Raw genomic sequence first — 13,051 nt, 5'->3', positions numbered from 1 at the left:
TTAGGCGGCCTCTTCCTGCTCTTCTTCGTCGCCGTCCTCATCGTCGGCGAACGGATCATCCCCGTTGTCGGCGGCTTTGATGATTTCGGCCGCTGCGGTTTCCTGCTTCTGCTTGATGCCGGCAAACAGGGCGCCCTGCCCGTCATGCCAACCGCGCGCGAACTCCTGTCCCTCGGGTGAAGCCTCATTGTAGGGATTGGACAGCGTGTCGCCGCGAAGGCCGGCCTCCTCGCCCTCGGTATAGGCACGCTCGGTCAGTGGAGCGCGGTCGAGGAAGATGTCGAGCTGCGTGTTGACCGGGACGCCCGCGAACCGCATGGCCTGGAGATCGGCATCGCGCTTGGCTTTCAGTTCGGCCAGGCCTTCAGCGGTCTGCGCCTGCTCGTAGGCCTTGATCTGGTCGAGGCCATATTTGCCGAGATCGGCCTTGATCGCCTTGCCGACCAGCTTGACCTTGGCGTCCGCCGCCTTCTTGGCGGTCATCGCCTCCAGCCAATCCTTGCGGTTAATGAAGAACAGGACTTTCCGGTCCTTCTCCGCCAGATCGACGTTGCTTGCCGCTGCCTTTGCTTTCGCCATGCTCATTCTCCTTTGGCTTCGGGCAGCAGCCAGTCGGCCAGTGCCTCGTAGTGGTTCGCGCGGTCACGATGGCCGAGCGCATGATCTGCGTGGAGGTGAGCGAGCCGGCGATAGCGGCGCGCCAGCCTGTCACGGATCCAGAAAGGCAAGCTCCTGATCCAGATCGGAAAGGCGCTGCCGAAGTGCGTTTCGCTCACGTTTCGCTTCCTCGATTTTGGCCCGGCGAAGGGCGTCTTTTTCTTCTCCGTCGATGCGCAGCGCCTTGCCCTCCCAGAGAGCGCGGACACGCCGCATCGTGATTTTCTTCTCCAGCCTTTGCCGCAAAAGGAAGGAGTACGCTTCACACTGGGCAGCAAAGACGCTGCCGTGACGCTCCTTCGGAAAGGCTTCGTGAAGCGCCTTCCTTGCGAACGTCTTGTCATTCTCTGACAAACACATGTCACTCATTGCCGAACTCTTGTCACTCTTTGACAACACCTTGTCTGCCCCATGCTCTATGTTCATCGACATAGGCGTTGATCCTTTCGAAGGCATCGAACGCTGGGCAGAAAGCAGGAAGGGACGAAAATGCGCGATCGGACGAACCGCCAAGAACGAGCGAGCGCGCATCAGTTTGATTTGTTTGCTGGGAGCCGGCTTCGGCCGGCGAATGACGACTGTCCGTTTTCAACGACGCACCTGCCAAGTGTGGGTGAACTCGCAGGGCTCAAGGTCGACAGGGTTGCCGACCATCATCAGAAATTCAGCGCGCGCGGTCTGAGCCTGGCCGACGCGATAGCGCGCTCTGGTCCGCTCGACGGCTACACCCGCCAGGAATGAGAGGATGACGAAGGCGATGGTCATGCGGCCGCCTCGCCCAGATTGGTGCCCGACGGCGGGGAGGAGTTCGCCGCCGGGCTATCCGCCGCGCACGCGGCCGCGCCGCTTGGCAGATGAGGAGTCTTTCCTTCGTAAAGTAGTGCTGGAGGCGAGCGTCTCGAGACGCCTCGATTGCCCCACACATACCAAGCGTGATCTTCGGTCCCGCTTGTCTCGCCTGGGAACCACTGGACCCGGTCAACCAGATTGATCTTGGCGATGAACCGCGGATTGTCACGGAACAGGTGATGACGAGTTTTGCCGAAGTCGAACTTGGCCGTCAGCAAAAGGGCGACGAGGCCTTTGCAGCGCTCAAGCGCCAGTTCGGCGAACCTCACTGCATCCCGGTTGCCCTTACCGTAAGGCGGGTTCGTTATGATCGCGTCATGCTTGGGATTTTTGTAGGCGAATCGGTCGGCCAGGAAGTCGACGGTCGCATCATGCGGGCGATCGTATGTCGCGATATCCGACGTGACGACATCGGCTCCGGATTCGCGCAGCACATCGGCCATGAGGTGATTGCCCGCCGCTGGCTCCCAGACCGTGAGGCCAGATACCGGGAAGTGGCGCAGCAGCGCATCGGTGGCCCACGGCTCGGTCTGATAGAGGTCGTTTTCCTTGCGGGCGTAGTTGGAAGCGACGACGGTCATGCAACCCTCCGTAGAGCGCTGCCGACAGCCCCATTTACGGGTCGTTCATCATGCCGCGATTTGCCATATGACAACCGGTAACGCAGCCGTGATTGACCCATTGTGGTCAGACCAGATGCATGCTTCCCTCCTAATGCTTGGGCAAAATCAACAAGAAGCCCGACGGGGAGAAAATCATGGAAGTTTGGGATCGCCTGCCCGAGATATTCGTCTCGGGGTTGTCGCATATCGACTTGCTCGGGAATGGCTGCGCAGGGTTTGTCTGCTACCGGAATGTGCCCGACGAACGAGGCACTATTTGCCAGGTGCCTCGCGTCAACATCATCATGCCCATGTTGCAGGTGCCGGACGCTGTCCGCAAATCTCTGCTGATCCCTGTGCACGATCACGGAACGATCAAGCGCATCCGGCCTCAATGGCTGCACTGACATCAAGCAGCCTCATTCTGAGGCACGGCAGGCGATGCTGGCGGAAGGAAGTCGTCAGCGCTCAATTCGAGCCCCTTATCCTTCGCCGCAGCGATCATAGCTGGCACATGCTTGAACGGCACCATTCCACCGGTGCCGCCGGCATCCTTCGGCCTCATCCAGTTCGAGACGCGGGTTCGATGGACGCCTGCGATTTTCGCGACCGCATTCGGTCCACCGAGGCTCTTGATGATGGTCTGGGCTGGTTCCATGCTGCGTAGTGTAGCGATAAAAGATACAAATGCAAGCGAATTTGTAGCGAATACGGAAATAGGCAAAGCTGCGCCGTTCGGCTACCGCTTTTCAATGTTGTCGGATTGGCTACGAGACGCGCTGCAGACCAAGGGGATTTCGCAGGCCGATATGGCTCGCATCCTGACGGAGAGGCTCGGTCGATCGATCGACCGTGCCGCAATGAACAAGATGACCGTCGGTAAACGCGCCATTTTTGCGGATGAGCTTTTGGAGATCCAGCGCGTTACCGGCATCCAGGCGCCAACAGAGATCATGGTGCCGCTCAAGGGGCGCGTCGGCGCTGGCCAGGCAGTCTATGCGATCGACGACGGAAGCGACGATACCGTAGCAGCTCCGGCCGAAGCAAAGCAGGGAACAGTCGCCGTCGAAGTCTCGGGCGATTCGATGTACCCGGCCTATGAAGACGGCACGTTACTCTATTACAGCAAGATTTTGCCGCCTGATGCGATGGTGAACCGTCGAGCGGTGGTGCAGCTCGGCGACGGCAGAATTTTCGTGAAGGTGCTCCGCCGCGGTTCGACCGACAACACATGGACGCTGCAAAGCGTCAACACCCTTTATCCGGATATGGTCGACGAGGTCGTTGAATGGGCGGCTCCGATTGACTGGATACGACCCCGTCAGTTTTAAGGCATAGATCTATCATAGACGGGTACTGCACCACCCGAAGGTGCGGCCCGCCTTGGGCCGCCTAGCATCCGCCGTACTCGAATTCCCCCGCAGGCTCGATCTTTGGTATCGGAGGTCGCCTCTCCGCTGCACCCGGCGATCATGAGGGCGATGGGTAAGTCCGCCTGATCCCTTGCCGGCTCCGCGCCACAGCGCGTGAGGTTATGTGGTGCTTCAGTGCCTGTGGTTTACCGGCGAGGTGCCTTCCTCGTGGTTCCGGTCGGGCCCGTCATGCCCCGTCGAGTTCTGTCCGGTGTGCACGTCGCCGGCATCGTGAGGGATTTCATGCGCCGGAATGATCGGAGCTGGCGGGACAAGTCCCAGGGAAGACCGCCGCTTTTGCGCTCGCGCCACAATGCCTTGCCGGGAGCATCCGAGCAGACACAAGATATTGCGGATTTTGCGCCGCGAAGCGGTCGTCTCTCTTGTGGAGACCTGACTGTTACGGTATAACAGTGCTGACAATTTAATCGCCTCGCGCGCCGGTCGGATCATCCCTCCGGCGCTTTTCTTTTGCCTGCGTTCGGCGCGGCTGTCAACAAATGTATCTTTTATCGCTACAGCCTAGTTGACATTGCGTAGCGATTGGCGCTACATTCTCCTCAACACCCCAGGGCACCGCCCTTCGGAAAGAGGAGCAACCGGCATGAACGCAATCACACTCAGCCCATCCGAGCTGATTTTCGCCCAGCGCATGCTTCCACACTTCATGGCGGGCCAGTCGGCTGTCGAAGCAGCTGAGGCGGTCATTGCCGACGACGCCCGCATCTTCACCGAGTTCAGCAAGCGCGCATACGACTATTGCGTTGGCGACGACTTCACCGGGACGACCCATCGCACCCGCGAAGGTGAAGGGGATGTGATCGCAAAAGATATCACTCGCACGGTCTACGGCCTTCTGCGCGCCACTTCGGTGTTGGCATGACCTCCCTCGCCTACACCATCACCGAATACACCCGGGACTTTGCCCGGTCTGCCGGCGGCTACACTGGGGATAGCCCGGCCATGCTGGACGCTTTCGAGAAGATGCGCCGCTCAGGCATCCGTCAGGCCCGCGCCGGTCATTTCGAGCGCCTTGCCGTCATCGAGCAATTCAAGGCCAACCCGGCGATGTACTTCGCGGCCATCCGTCCGAACCTGTCGACCGAGGAGACGATCGCGGAAGCCCGGCGCGTCATCTTCCGATTTCGGAACATGCCGACTTGGCAGCAGGAAAGCCGGCGCCCGCAGTTGCAGAAGGCTGTGCTGGCTCAGGTCTATGCACGGTATTTCAGGCGGTTCGGCCGGCGGCTTTGGGTCAGGGAGGCGGCGTAAATGCGCACCGAAACCCAAACCATTCGCATTGGCGAGAACATGGGGCCGGTCGACTGGACCTATTCGTCAGCGAAGGATAAGCCGGAATTCTGGCGTGAGGCCGAAGCCGACCCGGAGGCATTCCTGTTTCAGGGCCGGACCATCCTTGCCATCTGCATGTATGACGGCTGGCCCTATTGGGAACCGCGCCCGGCTATCCAGTTCGTCGGCCCGCTCAACTCTGCGGAGTGGACGTTCTTCAACAGCTACGGTGTGCATGACGGAAGCATTGAGCGCAAGCCGGTGGCCGCGCCATGACCCGCCACGAAGCCCACCGCATCCGCGAAGAGATGCTGGCCGTCAAGGTCTGGCTGGAGCATTTCCAGGACGACCGCGCCTGCAACCTCATCCCGACCGAGAGCAGCCTGATCCTCGCCAAATCCCACGCCGACAGCGCCCTGACGCTGCTTGAGCGCATGGAAGCCGAACAGAAGGAAACCGCGTAAATGGAACCGTTGTCTCGCCAAGTCGTCCGTCATCTGACCCGCCTCGCACAGCAGCAGCAAAAGGCCCAAGCGGCCGCAGCAGCCCGGAAGGAAGCGCAGCGCCGGTTGCTGGAGCGCCAAACCCGACGCGAGAAAGCCGGGTTCTATGGCCGCCCGCTCGCTGACTTCATCGCGCCGTCCCGATCCCGCGTTACCAAGCGCAAGGTCAAGAAGGGGCAGGCCTTCTGCCGCATCATCGAGACGAAGACCGAATCCGGTCGCGAGCTGCAGTTCCACGCCACGAAGGGCTGGCGGTCATATCGGAGCGCCGCCTGATGTACCCCCTTCGCCACCTCCCGTTCTTCGCCGCGCTGGTTTTCGCCATTCCGCTTATCGCTGGAGCTATTTTCCCATGAACGATATGTTTGAACAGGCTGGCGCCGTTGCCGCCAAAATCGTCGACCGCTGGTCGTGGTGGCAGAATGCCCTGCGCGGCAACTTCGGACCAATCCACAGCGAGCCACAGCAGGGCTATTACCGCGTCCGCGGCAAAGACGGTCAGTGGGAGCCGGTCGCTATCTGGCTCGACGATGGTGGCGCCTGGCTGGCATACAGGTCTGGTCGCGAGGTTCGCGACGTCGAGCACCTGTGGACCTTTGCTTGTCGCTTCCCGATCGAGCATGCCATCTACGAAAAGGCCATGGCTGGCGGCGGGTTCGATGATGAGCCGCCGGCACCGATCGGCGACAACAGCGGCGACATCGACCCGTTCGAGGCCCTGCGCATCGAATATCTCGGCGAGAAGGAACAGGCCGAGGAGTTCATGAAGCAGCCGGTCAAGACCCAGGCACAGGCCGACAAGGTTGCGATCTGGTCGAAGCGACTGACCGCCATCAAGACCAAGGCGGAAGGGCTTCACAAGGTCGAGAAACAGCCGCACCTCGACGCCGGCCGCGCGGTCGACGACAAATGGCGCGAACTCAAGTCCGACCCTGACGACCTCGCCAAGCAGTTGAAGGCGCATATCAAGCCCTTCCTGCAGGAGCAGATCCGAGCCGAAGAGGAGCGCCAGCGCAAGGCGCGAGAGGAAGCTGCGAAGCTGCGAGAGGCCGCTGAAGAGAAAGCTCGACGGGCTGCAGCCGAAACTGGCAATACCGAAGCCGAAGACGCTGCCACCGCATCCGAGGCGGCAACCCTGGCGCGCCGCGCCGAACAGCTTGAGCAGGAGGCTGAGGCCCGCAAGGTCAATGCCGGCCGCACTGGCGCCCGCGTGTCCATGCGCACAGTCAAGGTTGGTGTCGTCACCGACTACAGCAAGGCCGCCGCCGCTCTGGTGGCGATGAAGCACAAGACCCTGATCGAGACAATCGACACGCTGGCGCAGCGCGCCGCGACCGCCGGCTTGCCGTTCGACGGGATGGAAATCAGGGAAGAGGAAAAGGTCGTATGAACGCCGTCGTCACCCAAGACACACCGCGCCTGCCATCTCTCCAGTCCGGCGGCTCAGTCCGTGCCATTGTGCCTCAAACCTTCGACGAAGCCTGGCGCATCGCCAACGCCGTCTGCATCGCCGGCATGGCCCCGAAAGGGCTGGACACGCCCGAGAAGGCCATGGTCGCCATCATGCACGGCATGGAAGTCGGGTTCACGCCGATGGCTGCGCTTCAGTCGATCGCCGTTGTCAACGGTCGCCCGACCATCTGGGGCGACGGGGCTCTTGGCCTGTGCCGCGCATCGCCCAAGTGCGAATATGTCCGCGAGCGGATCGAAGGCGACGGCGACGCCATGGTTGCCATTTGCGAGGTAGGGCGCCGCGGCGAGCAGAAGCCCATCATCGGGCGGTTCTCGGTCGCCGACGCCAAAAAGGCCTCTCTGTGGGGCAAGCAAGGCCCCTGGCAACAGTATCCGAAGCGGATGCTTGCCATGCGCGCCCGCGCCTTCGCGCTGCGTGACGGCTTCGCTGACGTCCTGCGCGGCCTTGGCATTGCCGAGGAGGTGCAGGACATCGTTCAGGTGCAGGATCGGCCGCAGCCGCCGCGCCCACCGGTCCCTCCATCAAGCCGGATGATCGACGGTATCGACCCGACTCCTGACAATGGGTTCGACACGGACGTCGAAGGCGAAGCGACAGATGACGCCACCGCCGACAGCATAGACGCGGACCAGCCCGGCTCTGCAGACGACAGTCTGATTGATGACACCACCTTCTTCGAACGTCTCGAGGAAGCGCTTGCCGTCGTGTCCGACCTCGCCACGGTCGAAGAGGTCTGGACCGACATGGACCCGCTGGCGCGGTTTGAAGGCCAGCCCAATGCCGAGATCAATCAGGGCATCGCCATGGCCATCCGCAAGCAGGCCGAGAAGCGGATCGGGAGCGCGAAGTGAAACACGAGTCTCCTCCGTTCAAGATGATGATCGAAGGCGGCAAGCTGGTGCCGGCGACCGCCTACGACGCCGAACGTCTCGACACCTACCGGCGCGGGACGAAGGTCAACGTGGTCATGGTGCGCGACGGCGGCCGGATCATGGAGCGGAAGTGGTTCGCTGTCCTCGGCCTCGTCGTCAAGCAGTGCAATGTGCCGTGGAAGAACAAGGACCAGGCATCCGAGGCGGTCAAGCTGGCGCTCGGCATCGTCAACCTGTCTAAGACGATCGGCGGCGAGTTCATGGCCTATCCCAAGAGCCTGACTGAGTTGACCGACCCCGAACTCGACGAGGCGGTCCGGGACATGATGGACCTGATCCAGAAGATGACCGGCATCGACCCGGCCACCCTCAAGAAAGAAATCGCCGATGTCGGCGAGGATGATCAAGAACCCGTCGACGGCTCCAGCGCCGACGGTACCGGCAGCGGCGAGACTGTCCCCTCGTCTCCCGCTGTCGACGCTTCCCTCTCCCAGGAGAGCGGCAAGGAGGCCGGCGACCCTGAAGCGGCTGATGGTCAGTCCGCGGCGCCGGCCTCCGTATCTCTCTCACCCGACGACAAGGCTTTTCTCGTCCGCGTCTTCAAGACGATGAAGGCCGCCGTCGGGCCTGAGGTGAATGTGTTCAAGCGCCAGGCACTCGTCTTCACCGACGAGATCGGCGGGAAGTCGGATCTGGTCCGCGCCAAGGCCAAGACCATACGGGAGCGGCTTCAGGAATGCTGTGGCGACGCTCCGGCGAAGGGGACGGTCGAGGTTGGCCGCTATCTGGCTGGCGTGATCGGCGTAGACGAACGGGAGCTTGTCGACTGATGGGCTTCGCGATCAAACGTCCCGCCACAGCCTTCAGCCTGGATAAGTCCAGCAAGGCCACCAAGTCGTTCAAGGATGAGGCGCATCTTGCCTTCATTCGCAAACTGCCATCTGTCATTTCAGGGGTCTATGGTTGCGATCCTGCCCATATCTCGGCAGGAAGCCCGATCCACAACAAGAAGCGAACCGGTGGCGCCCAGAAGGCTTCGGACTGCTGGACGGTGCCCCTGACCCGCGCAGAACACGATGCGCAGCACGACCATGGCGATGAATTGGCCTGGTGGAAGCTTCAGGGCATCGACCCATTCGAACTGGCCATCAGACTTTACGAAATCTCAGGCGACCTCCCTGCTGGCATTGAAGCCATCCGGAGTGCTCGTCTTAGCAGGAGCGCATCATGAGTGGAGAGACGAAGCTACTGCCTTGCCCATTTTGCGGCGGGCAGGCGAAAGCTTGGCCGAATACATACTCGGACGAGAACCCCTCAGAGATCATCACCTCGGCCTGCGTCAATTGCCAAGAATGCTGCGCGGCCGTCTGCGGTGAGTGGACCGAAGATGCCATAGCAGCCTGGAACCGTCGCGCCTATCTCGCGTCCACCCCTCGGGATGGAGACGCGCTCGCAGCGCTGGTCAAAAGCCGTATCGGCCAAGTTTTCGACGGCGAATGCCACCTGACTGAAGACGAGGCCAATGCTGTCATCGCCTCCCTCAAGGCTGTGCCAGAAGTGGAGGTGGTGAAGCTGCCTCAATGCAATTGCCCAACGTTTGAGCATTGCGATGGCTCATGTGCCCCTTACCTTGGAGGGGCTTCCGAACCGCAAACTCAGATTGAGTTGGTGGCTTGGATGGTTTCGTCGGCAAACTATCCGGTTGAATATTTCAGCCACCCGGGCAATGCCGATATCTGGGCCAATACTCCCGGTGTGCTCGATGCTGTCGTGACGCCTTTGTACCGTCTCGCCATCCCACAACCGGCACCAGACGCAGAGGTGAAGCCGTGAGCCCCTCCAGTAAGATATCTGAGGCGATGGTCGAGGCGGCGATCCCCGCTTACGCATGGACAGCCAACATCGATCCAAATCCGCACATGAAATGGTTGCGGCCCGCAATTCGCGCCGCGCTAGAGGCCGCTCTCTCTGTACCCGCTCCAGGCACTGACAAATGGCTTGGAGAACTGCTGGCGGTCATTCATCGCGACGGCGGCCAATACCAGGCCACGCATGGCGATGAGAAGGCCGTAGAAGACGCGCATTCAATCCTTGTCGCTGCATTTTCCACCCCGCCAGCGGGAGATATGGGGGCGGTGAAGGTCAAGCCGCTGACCTTTGAGAAGCAAAATGTCGACGGCACGCTCTGGTGCTCAAACGCCGCCGTGGCCGGCATGTACCGCGTCAAATTCGTCGACGAGGAATGGCTAACGCTGCGCAACGACGTCATCATCGGGCGATCAGCATCTTCGGTCGCCGGCATGGCCATCGCTCAAGAGCACAGCACCTCTCGCATCCTGAGCGCTCTTTCCTCTACCCCTGTGGGGGAGATGGACGCCGCCACCGAAGCTGACATCTATGATCAAGCTGCGACCCTGGCTGTCCCGGCTCGCGACGGCACATACTATCAGGGCGTTGAAGCCTACCGTCTTCAGTTGGTCCTCAAGGCTGCGCTAGTCCGCGCTTCCCCGCAAGGAGGCAGATGATGGCCAAGCCAACGTGGCGTCTTGGAGTATGGGGAGATGGTTCAACGCCTCTCGGCATGGCGAACATCTTCTGCGATGCTTACGAGGTGACTATCGTCTCTGGCATTCGCGAAGAGGATGCCGCAGCCATTGTCGAAGCGCACAATGAGGCCCTGAGCGCTCTTTTGGGGGAGATGGTGCTGGCCGCTCAGGATTTGCTGGCATCGCTTGATCCGGGCACGCTCAATCCAGAGCAATTCAATGCATGGCACTCGCTGAGCACCGCTCTCACTACTGAGGGATGTCGGTCATGAACGACGACCTGCCAGATCGCGTCAAGAAATATGGCGAGCATTGGCGCTATATCTGGATGCTTGAACGGGAACTTGAAGTTCGCAAAACACGCCAGGTTTTCCTCTGGTCCTTGCTGGGGCTTAGTGTCGTTCAGTTCGGCGCCATTGTCTATCTTTTGGTGGGCCCATGAGCGACGACCTGATCGAACGGCTGCGAGCTGGGCTGGTAGGCGTGACGCCGGGGCCTTGGTCTGCTGTGCAGATGGATATGATCAACAAGGATCTGGACCGGCCCTGCGTTGTCGGGCCTAGCGATATTGTCGTCGGTAACGACGGCATCTGCGAACCTGACCGTTACAATGATCGAATGTTCACTGAAGACGCAGCCAACATGCGTCACATCGCCAACTGCTCCCCGGACAACATCCGTACCCTTCTCGACGCCCTCGCCGCCAAGGACACAGCCCTATCCGATGCCACCGGCAGGATCGACACCCTGAAGGAGGCGGTCAGCAGTTATTCGCAGGTCATCAGCTTCAAAGAGCGGCAAGTTGATGACGCGACTGCAGCCCTATCCGAGATGAGGGCGGAACTGGAGCGGGTCAAGACCTACGCGCATGAGGCAACGAGGACGCTTACGGATTTGGTTGGCGGCGGTTCGGAATGCTTCGCAGGTCGCATCGGCGAAATGTACATCGCCGACCTGCCTTACTGCAAACGCCGCATTCGCGAGCGGGAAAGCCGCGCACACGAGCAATTGCTGAAAGCCGTTGCCGCCGCCCGCGCTCTCGCTCCATCCATCCAGGATACCCCAGACCTTGGGGCGCGAGGATGAGCGCGCCAGCGAAACATCTGTGGGAAGTCGACCACCCGTACTACATGACGGAGGGCAACTATTTCAAAAACGGTTGCCACGAGACCTATCCCACATGGGATGCGTTCGAAAGCAGTTGGCGTGACGCCGACGTCGATTACAACTGGTTCGTTCGGTGGGATTGGCTTGAAGGCGAGGACAACGGCGCCGGCGAGTTCAATGGCGATGTCTACTACCGCAACGGCGTCCTAAAACTGCAACTAATTGGGCAGCGAAAGGCGTATCTCGGTAGCCACGAAGTGTCGGTGTGCCGGGCCGACGAGCCGCGCGTACATGCATTCCTGTCGAAGTATTGGACGTACATGCAGGAAATGTGGGCTCCGCTCTCCACCCCTCCCCGCCCAGAGGGAGAGTAGCCATGCGGGCCGAGCGTATCGCGCCGGAGCCGAAACGGTTGCGCGCCAGTGAGGCAGCAATCCGTGCGGCTTTGCAGGCGCTGAAGGCGTCCGGCCTGCCTGTGGACAAGGTGTGCGTAATCGGCGGCCATGTCGAAATCCACTGCGGCCACGTTGATGGCGGCGCGTCACCCGAGAAGGATGAAGGCCTCGAAAAATGGTGAGGCCAATGAAAGTCGACTATGCCGGGCTCATTGAGGAGTCGTTGCCGTCTGGTAACAAGCGATACCGCGTCCGCGTCGAAGGCAACCCCAAGAAGCGTATCCCCATTCATTGCGGGCCGGGACACGATGATTTCCAGCGCCAGTATCTCGCAGCTCGCCGGGGTGAAAAGTCAGAGCCGCTGAAGGTCGCCTCCGACTACGCCAAGCCCAAATCGATCGGCTGGCTGGTGAACACCTATTTCGAATACCTGACGGCACGGGTGAAGGCGGGCACGACCAGCCACAAGACGCTGAAGAAGAAGCGCAACCTCCTGAACCGCCTGCTGGCCAAGCCGGACCGGGTCATGCTGATCCCGCAGGAAAAGCTTATGGAGATGCACGACGCGATGGGAGCCACGCCGGCTCAGGCCGATGCTTTCATTGAGGCTGTGGCCGTCTTCTACGACTGGGCTATCAAGCGCAAGCACCTGAAAACCAACCCGGCGCGCGGCATCGACCCGATCTACACCAAGGGCGATGGCGCTACGCCATGGAAAGCCGCCGATGTCCGCGCCTTCTTCGCAAAGCACAAGATGGGCAGCAAAGCACATGTGGCCATGTCCGGCCTGTTGTGGACCGGCTGTCGCATTGAGGATCTGACGATCCTTGGGCGCGGCTACGAATGCGTCATAGAGGGCATAGAAGCGCTGCGCTGGACGCCGCTGAAGAAAGGATCGTCGGAAGTGAGCATCCCGCTCCTGGCGCCCCTGAAGGCGGCCACAAGGGCGCCCAAGGTGCAGGGAGCGACCTACGTGCTGGGGCGTGGCGGCAAGCCCTATTCGAGCGGGGACAGCATGTCAGCCATGTTCAAGCGCTGGTGCCAGGATGCCGGCCTTGGCCATCTGTCGGCGCACGGCGTGCGGAAGGGGTTGGCTGAACTTTTGGCCGAGCTTGGCTGTACCCAGTACGAGATCATGGCGATTCTCGGCCACTCGGAAGCCAAGACCAGCGAGGTTTACACCCGCCGCGTCGAGCGCTGGAAACTGGCCAGGCAGGCCATCGAACGAATCGACGTGTCCCATGCTTGGGGTTGACGTGGGACACATGAAGATGGAAGTGCTTGAAAATATTTGCTATTATGGCCTCAAAGGAAGGCCATTGGTGCGGTCGAGAAGACTCG

24 protein-coding genes are annotated in these 13,051 nt (G+C 61.0%); 19 read left to right on the top strand and 5 right to left on the bottom strand.

Annotated features, from left to right (window positions below; translation table 11 throughout):
• The 5 genes from FJ977_RS35265 to FJ977_RS35255 all read right to left on the bottom strand — a co-directional run bounded on the left by FJ977_RS35265 (window position 1) and on the right by FJ977_RS35255 (window position 2,087).
• The gene (locus FJ977_RS35265; protein ID WP_140777366.1) at window positions 1-579 is read right to left on the bottom strand and encodes a hypothetical protein; all 579 of its coding nucleotides are present in this window, start codon (window positions 577-579) and stop codon (window positions 1-3) included.
• A 2-nt stretch (window positions 580-581) separates the two neighbouring features.
• Window positions 582-728 (bottom strand): hypothetical protein, encoded by a 147-nt coding sequence (locus FJ977_RS36105; protein ID WP_181180177.1) that lies wholly within the window; start codon window positions 726-728, stop codon window positions 582-584.
• A complete protein-coding gene (locus tag FJ977_RS35260; protein WP_140777364.1) occupies window positions 709-1,089 on the bottom strand; it encodes a hypothetical protein in 381 nt (126 codons plus the stop codon). Before FJ977_RS35260 ends, FJ977_RS36105 begins: the two co-directional genes overlap by 20 nt.
• A gap of 156 nt (window positions 1,090-1,245) precedes the next feature.
• Window positions 1,246-1,422: a hypothetical protein gene (locus FJ977_RS36100; RefSeq protein ID WP_181180176.1), complete on the bottom strand. Its 177-nt coding sequence runs from the start codon at window positions 1,420-1,422 to the stop codon at window positions 1,246-1,248.
• A complete protein-coding gene (locus tag FJ977_RS35255; RefSeq protein WP_181180175.1) occupies window positions 1,419-2,087 on the bottom strand; it encodes a hypothetical protein in 669 nt (222 codons plus the stop codon). The genes FJ977_RS36100 and FJ977_RS35255 overlap by 4 nt, the downstream gene beginning before the upstream one ends.
• Window positions 2,088-2,263: 176 nt before the next feature.
• Between FJ977_RS35255 and FJ977_RS35250 the strand changes: the two genes are divergently transcribed.
• From FJ977_RS35250 to FJ977_RS35165, 19 genes are all read left to right on the top strand, one after another.
• Window positions 2,264-2,515 carry a hypothetical protein gene (locus tag FJ977_RS35250; protein WP_140777362.1) on the top strand — a complete coding sequence of 84 codons (252 nt, stop codon included), beginning with the start codon at window positions 2,264-2,266 and terminating at the stop codon, window positions 2,513-2,515.
• A 111-nt stretch (window positions 2,516-2,626) separates the two neighbouring features.
• A complete protein-coding gene (locus FJ977_RS35245) occupies window positions 2,627-3,439 on the top strand; it encodes a S24 family peptidase (RefSeq protein WP_246683432.1) in 813 nt (270 codons plus the stop codon).
• 685 nt (window positions 3,440-4,124) lie between these two features.
• A complete protein-coding gene (locus FJ977_RS35240) occupies window positions 4,125-4,403 on the top strand; it encodes a hypothetical protein (RefSeq protein ID WP_140777360.1) in 279 nt (92 codons plus the stop codon).
• Complete coding sequence (locus tag FJ977_RS35235) at window positions 4,400-4,792, top strand: hypothetical protein (RefSeq protein WP_140777358.1); 393 nt, start codon at window positions 4,400-4,402, stop codon at window positions 4,790-4,792. The genes FJ977_RS35240 and FJ977_RS35235 overlap by 4 nt, the downstream gene beginning before the upstream one ends.
• On the top strand, window positions 4,793-5,089 hold the full coding sequence (locus FJ977_RS35230; protein WP_140777356.1) for a hypothetical protein: 297 nt from the start codon (window positions 4,793-4,795) through the stop codon (window positions 5,087-5,089).
• A complete protein-coding gene (locus FJ977_RS35225) occupies window positions 5,086-5,277 on the top strand; it encodes a hypothetical protein (protein WP_140777354.1) in 192 nt (63 codons plus the stop codon). Before FJ977_RS35230 ends, FJ977_RS35225 begins: the two co-directional genes overlap by 4 nt.
• Window positions 5,278-5,592 (top strand): hypothetical protein, encoded by a 315-nt coding sequence (locus FJ977_RS35220; protein ID WP_140777352.1) that lies wholly within the window; start codon window positions 5,278-5,280, stop codon window positions 5,590-5,592.
• Between the two features lie 76 nt (window positions 5,593-5,668).
• Window positions 5,669-6,706, top strand: coding sequence for a hypothetical protein (locus tag FJ977_RS35215; RefSeq protein WP_246683431.1), 1,038 nt, complete (start codon window positions 5,669-5,671; stop codon window positions 6,704-6,706).
• The gene (locus FJ977_RS35210; protein ID WP_140777350.1) at window positions 6,703-7,641 is read left to right on the top strand and encodes a hypothetical protein; all 939 of its coding nucleotides are present in this window, start codon (window positions 6,703-6,705) and stop codon (window positions 7,639-7,641) included. The genes FJ977_RS35215 and FJ977_RS35210 overlap by 4 nt, the downstream gene beginning before the upstream one ends.
• The gene (locus FJ977_RS35205) at window positions 7,638-8,492 is read left to right on the top strand and encodes a hypothetical protein (protein ID WP_140777348.1); all 855 of its coding nucleotides are present in this window, start codon (window positions 7,638-7,640) and stop codon (window positions 8,490-8,492) included. The genes FJ977_RS35210 and FJ977_RS35205 overlap by 4 nt, the downstream gene beginning before the upstream one ends.
• On the top strand, window positions 8,492-8,893 hold the full coding sequence (locus FJ977_RS35200; RefSeq protein WP_140777346.1) for a hypothetical protein: 402 nt from the start codon (window positions 8,492-8,494) through the stop codon (window positions 8,891-8,893). The genes FJ977_RS35205 and FJ977_RS35200 overlap by 1 nt, the downstream gene beginning before the upstream one ends.
• Window positions 8,890-9,495: a Lar family restriction alleviation protein gene (locus tag FJ977_RS35195; protein WP_140777344.1), complete on the top strand. Its 606-nt coding sequence runs from the start codon at window positions 8,890-8,892 to the stop codon at window positions 9,493-9,495. Before FJ977_RS35200 ends, FJ977_RS35195 begins: the two co-directional genes overlap by 4 nt.
• Window positions 9,496-9,521: 26 nt before the next feature.
• The gene (locus FJ977_RS35190; RefSeq protein WP_140777342.1) at window positions 9,522-10,187 is read left to right on the top strand and encodes a hypothetical protein; all 666 of its coding nucleotides are present in this window, start codon (window positions 9,522-9,524) and stop codon (window positions 10,185-10,187) included.
• Complete coding sequence (locus tag FJ977_RS35185; protein WP_140777340.1) at window positions 10,187-10,480, top strand: hypothetical protein; 294 nt, start codon at window positions 10,187-10,189, stop codon at window positions 10,478-10,480. The genes FJ977_RS35190 and FJ977_RS35185 overlap by 1 nt, the downstream gene beginning before the upstream one ends.
• Window positions 10,477-10,650 carry a hypothetical protein gene (locus FJ977_RS36095; protein WP_181180174.1) on the top strand — a complete coding sequence of 58 codons (174 nt, stop codon included), beginning with the start codon at window positions 10,477-10,479 and terminating at the stop codon, window positions 10,648-10,650. Before FJ977_RS35185 ends, FJ977_RS36095 begins: the two co-directional genes overlap by 4 nt.
• Window positions 10,647-11,294 carry a FliJ family protein gene (locus tag FJ977_RS35180; protein ID WP_140777338.1) on the top strand — a complete coding sequence of 216 codons (648 nt, stop codon included), beginning with the start codon at window positions 10,647-10,649 and terminating at the stop codon, window positions 11,292-11,294. The genes FJ977_RS36095 and FJ977_RS35180 overlap by 4 nt, the downstream gene beginning before the upstream one ends.
• Complete coding sequence (locus tag FJ977_RS35175) at window positions 11,291-11,689, top strand: hypothetical protein (RefSeq protein ID WP_140777336.1); 399 nt, start codon at window positions 11,291-11,293, stop codon at window positions 11,687-11,689. The genes FJ977_RS35180 and FJ977_RS35175 overlap by 4 nt, the downstream gene beginning before the upstream one ends.
• Before the next feature lie 2 nt (window positions 11,690-11,691).
• Entirely contained in the window at window positions 11,692-11,892 is a 201-nt protein-coding gene (locus FJ977_RS35170) for a hypothetical protein (protein ID WP_140777334.1), read from the top strand.
• Between the two features lie 5 nt (window positions 11,893-11,897).
• Window positions 11,898-12,965, top strand: a complete 1,068-nt coding sequence (locus FJ977_RS35165; protein ID WP_246683430.1) for a tyrosine-type recombinase/integrase — start codon at window positions 11,898-11,900, stop codon at window positions 12,963-12,965.
• The last annotated feature ends 86 nt before the right edge of the window (window positions 12,966-13,051 follow it).

The sequence above is a fragment of the Mesorhizobium sp. B2-1-3A genome, from assembly GCF_006442655.1.
In the GTDB taxonomy this organism is placed as follows: domain Bacteria; phylum Pseudomonadota; class Alphaproteobacteria; order Rhizobiales; family Rhizobiaceae; genus Mesorhizobium.
Note: the sequence above shows the minus strand (reverse complement) of the source record. Positions and strands in the feature narration are given on the sequence as shown.

Excerpts from the sequence above, each read along its gene's own strand:
- FJ977_RS35215 (WP_246683431.1), top strand. The coding sequence starts at position 5,669 with ATGAACGATATGTTTGAACAGGCTGGCGCCGTTGCCGCCAAAATCGTC.
- FJ977_RS36100 (WP_181180176.1), bottom strand. The coding sequence starts at position 1,422 with ATGACCATCGCCTTCGTCATCCTCTCATTCCTGGCGGGTGTAGCCGTC.
- FJ977_RS35180 (WP_140777338.1), top strand. The coding sequence starts at position 10,647 with ATGAGCGACGACCTGATCGAACGGCTGCGAGCTGGGCTGGTAGGCGTG.
- FJ977_RS35235 (WP_140777358.1), top strand. The coding sequence starts at position 4,400 with ATGACCTCCCTCGCCTACACCATCACCGAATACACCCGGGACTTTGCC.
- FJ977_RS35165 (WP_246683430.1), top strand. The coding sequence starts at position 11,898 with ATGAAAGTCGACTATGCCGGGCTCATTGAGGAGTCGTTGCCGTCTGGT.
- FJ977_RS35230 (WP_140777356.1), top strand. The coding sequence starts at position 4,793 with ATGCGCACCGAAACCCAAACCATTCGCATTGGCGAGAACATGGGGCCG.
- FJ977_RS35260 (WP_140777364.1), bottom strand. The coding sequence starts at position 1,089 with ATGTCGATGAACATAGAGCATGGGGCAGACAAGGTGTTGTCAAAGAGT.
- FJ977_RS36095 (WP_181180174.1), top strand. The coding sequence starts at position 10,477 with ATGAACGACGACCTGCCAGATCGCGTCAAGAAATATGGCGAGCATTGG.
- FJ977_RS35175 (WP_140777336.1), top strand. The coding sequence starts at position 11,291 with ATGAGCGCGCCAGCGAAACATCTGTGGGAAGTCGACCACCCGTACTAC.
- FJ977_RS35200 (WP_140777346.1), top strand. The coding sequence starts at position 8,492 with ATGGGCTTCGCGATCAAACGTCCCGCCACAGCCTTCAGCCTGGATAAG.
- FJ977_RS35250 (WP_140777362.1), top strand. The coding sequence starts at position 2,264 with ATGGAAGTTTGGGATCGCCTGCCCGAGATATTCGTCTCGGGGTTGTCG.
- FJ977_RS35185 (WP_140777340.1), top strand. The coding sequence starts at position 10,187 with ATGGCCAAGCCAACGTGGCGTCTTGGAGTATGGGGAGATGGTTCAACG.
- FJ977_RS35255 (WP_181180175.1), bottom strand. The coding sequence starts at position 2,087 with ATGACCGTCGTCGCTTCCAACTACGCCCGCAAGGAAAACGACCTCTAT.
- FJ977_RS35265 (WP_140777366.1), bottom strand. The coding sequence starts at position 579 with ATGGCGAAAGCAAAGGCAGCGGCAAGCAACGTCGATCTGGCGGAGAAG.
- FJ977_RS35220 (WP_140777352.1), top strand. The coding sequence starts at position 5,278 with ATGGAACCGTTGTCTCGCCAAGTCGTCCGTCATCTGACCCGCCTCGCA.
- FJ977_RS35240 (WP_140777360.1), top strand. The coding sequence starts at position 4,125 with ATGAACGCAATCACACTCAGCCCATCCGAGCTGATTTTCGCCCAGCGC.
- FJ977_RS35225 (WP_140777354.1), top strand. The coding sequence starts at position 5,086 with ATGACCCGCCACGAAGCCCACCGCATCCGCGAAGAGATGCTGGCCGTC.
- FJ977_RS35190 (WP_140777342.1), top strand. The coding sequence starts at position 9,522 with ATGGTCGAGGCGGCGATCCCCGCTTACGCATGGACAGCCAACATCGAT.
- FJ977_RS35195 (WP_140777344.1), top strand. The coding sequence starts at position 8,890 with ATGAGTGGAGAGACGAAGCTACTGCCTTGCCCATTTTGCGGCGGGCAG.
- FJ977_RS35170 (WP_140777334.1), top strand. The coding sequence starts at position 11,692 with ATGCGGGCCGAGCGTATCGCGCCGGAGCCGAAACGGTTGCGCGCCAGT.
- FJ977_RS35210 (WP_140777350.1), top strand. The coding sequence starts at position 6,703 with ATGAACGCCGTCGTCACCCAAGACACACCGCGCCTGCCATCTCTCCAG.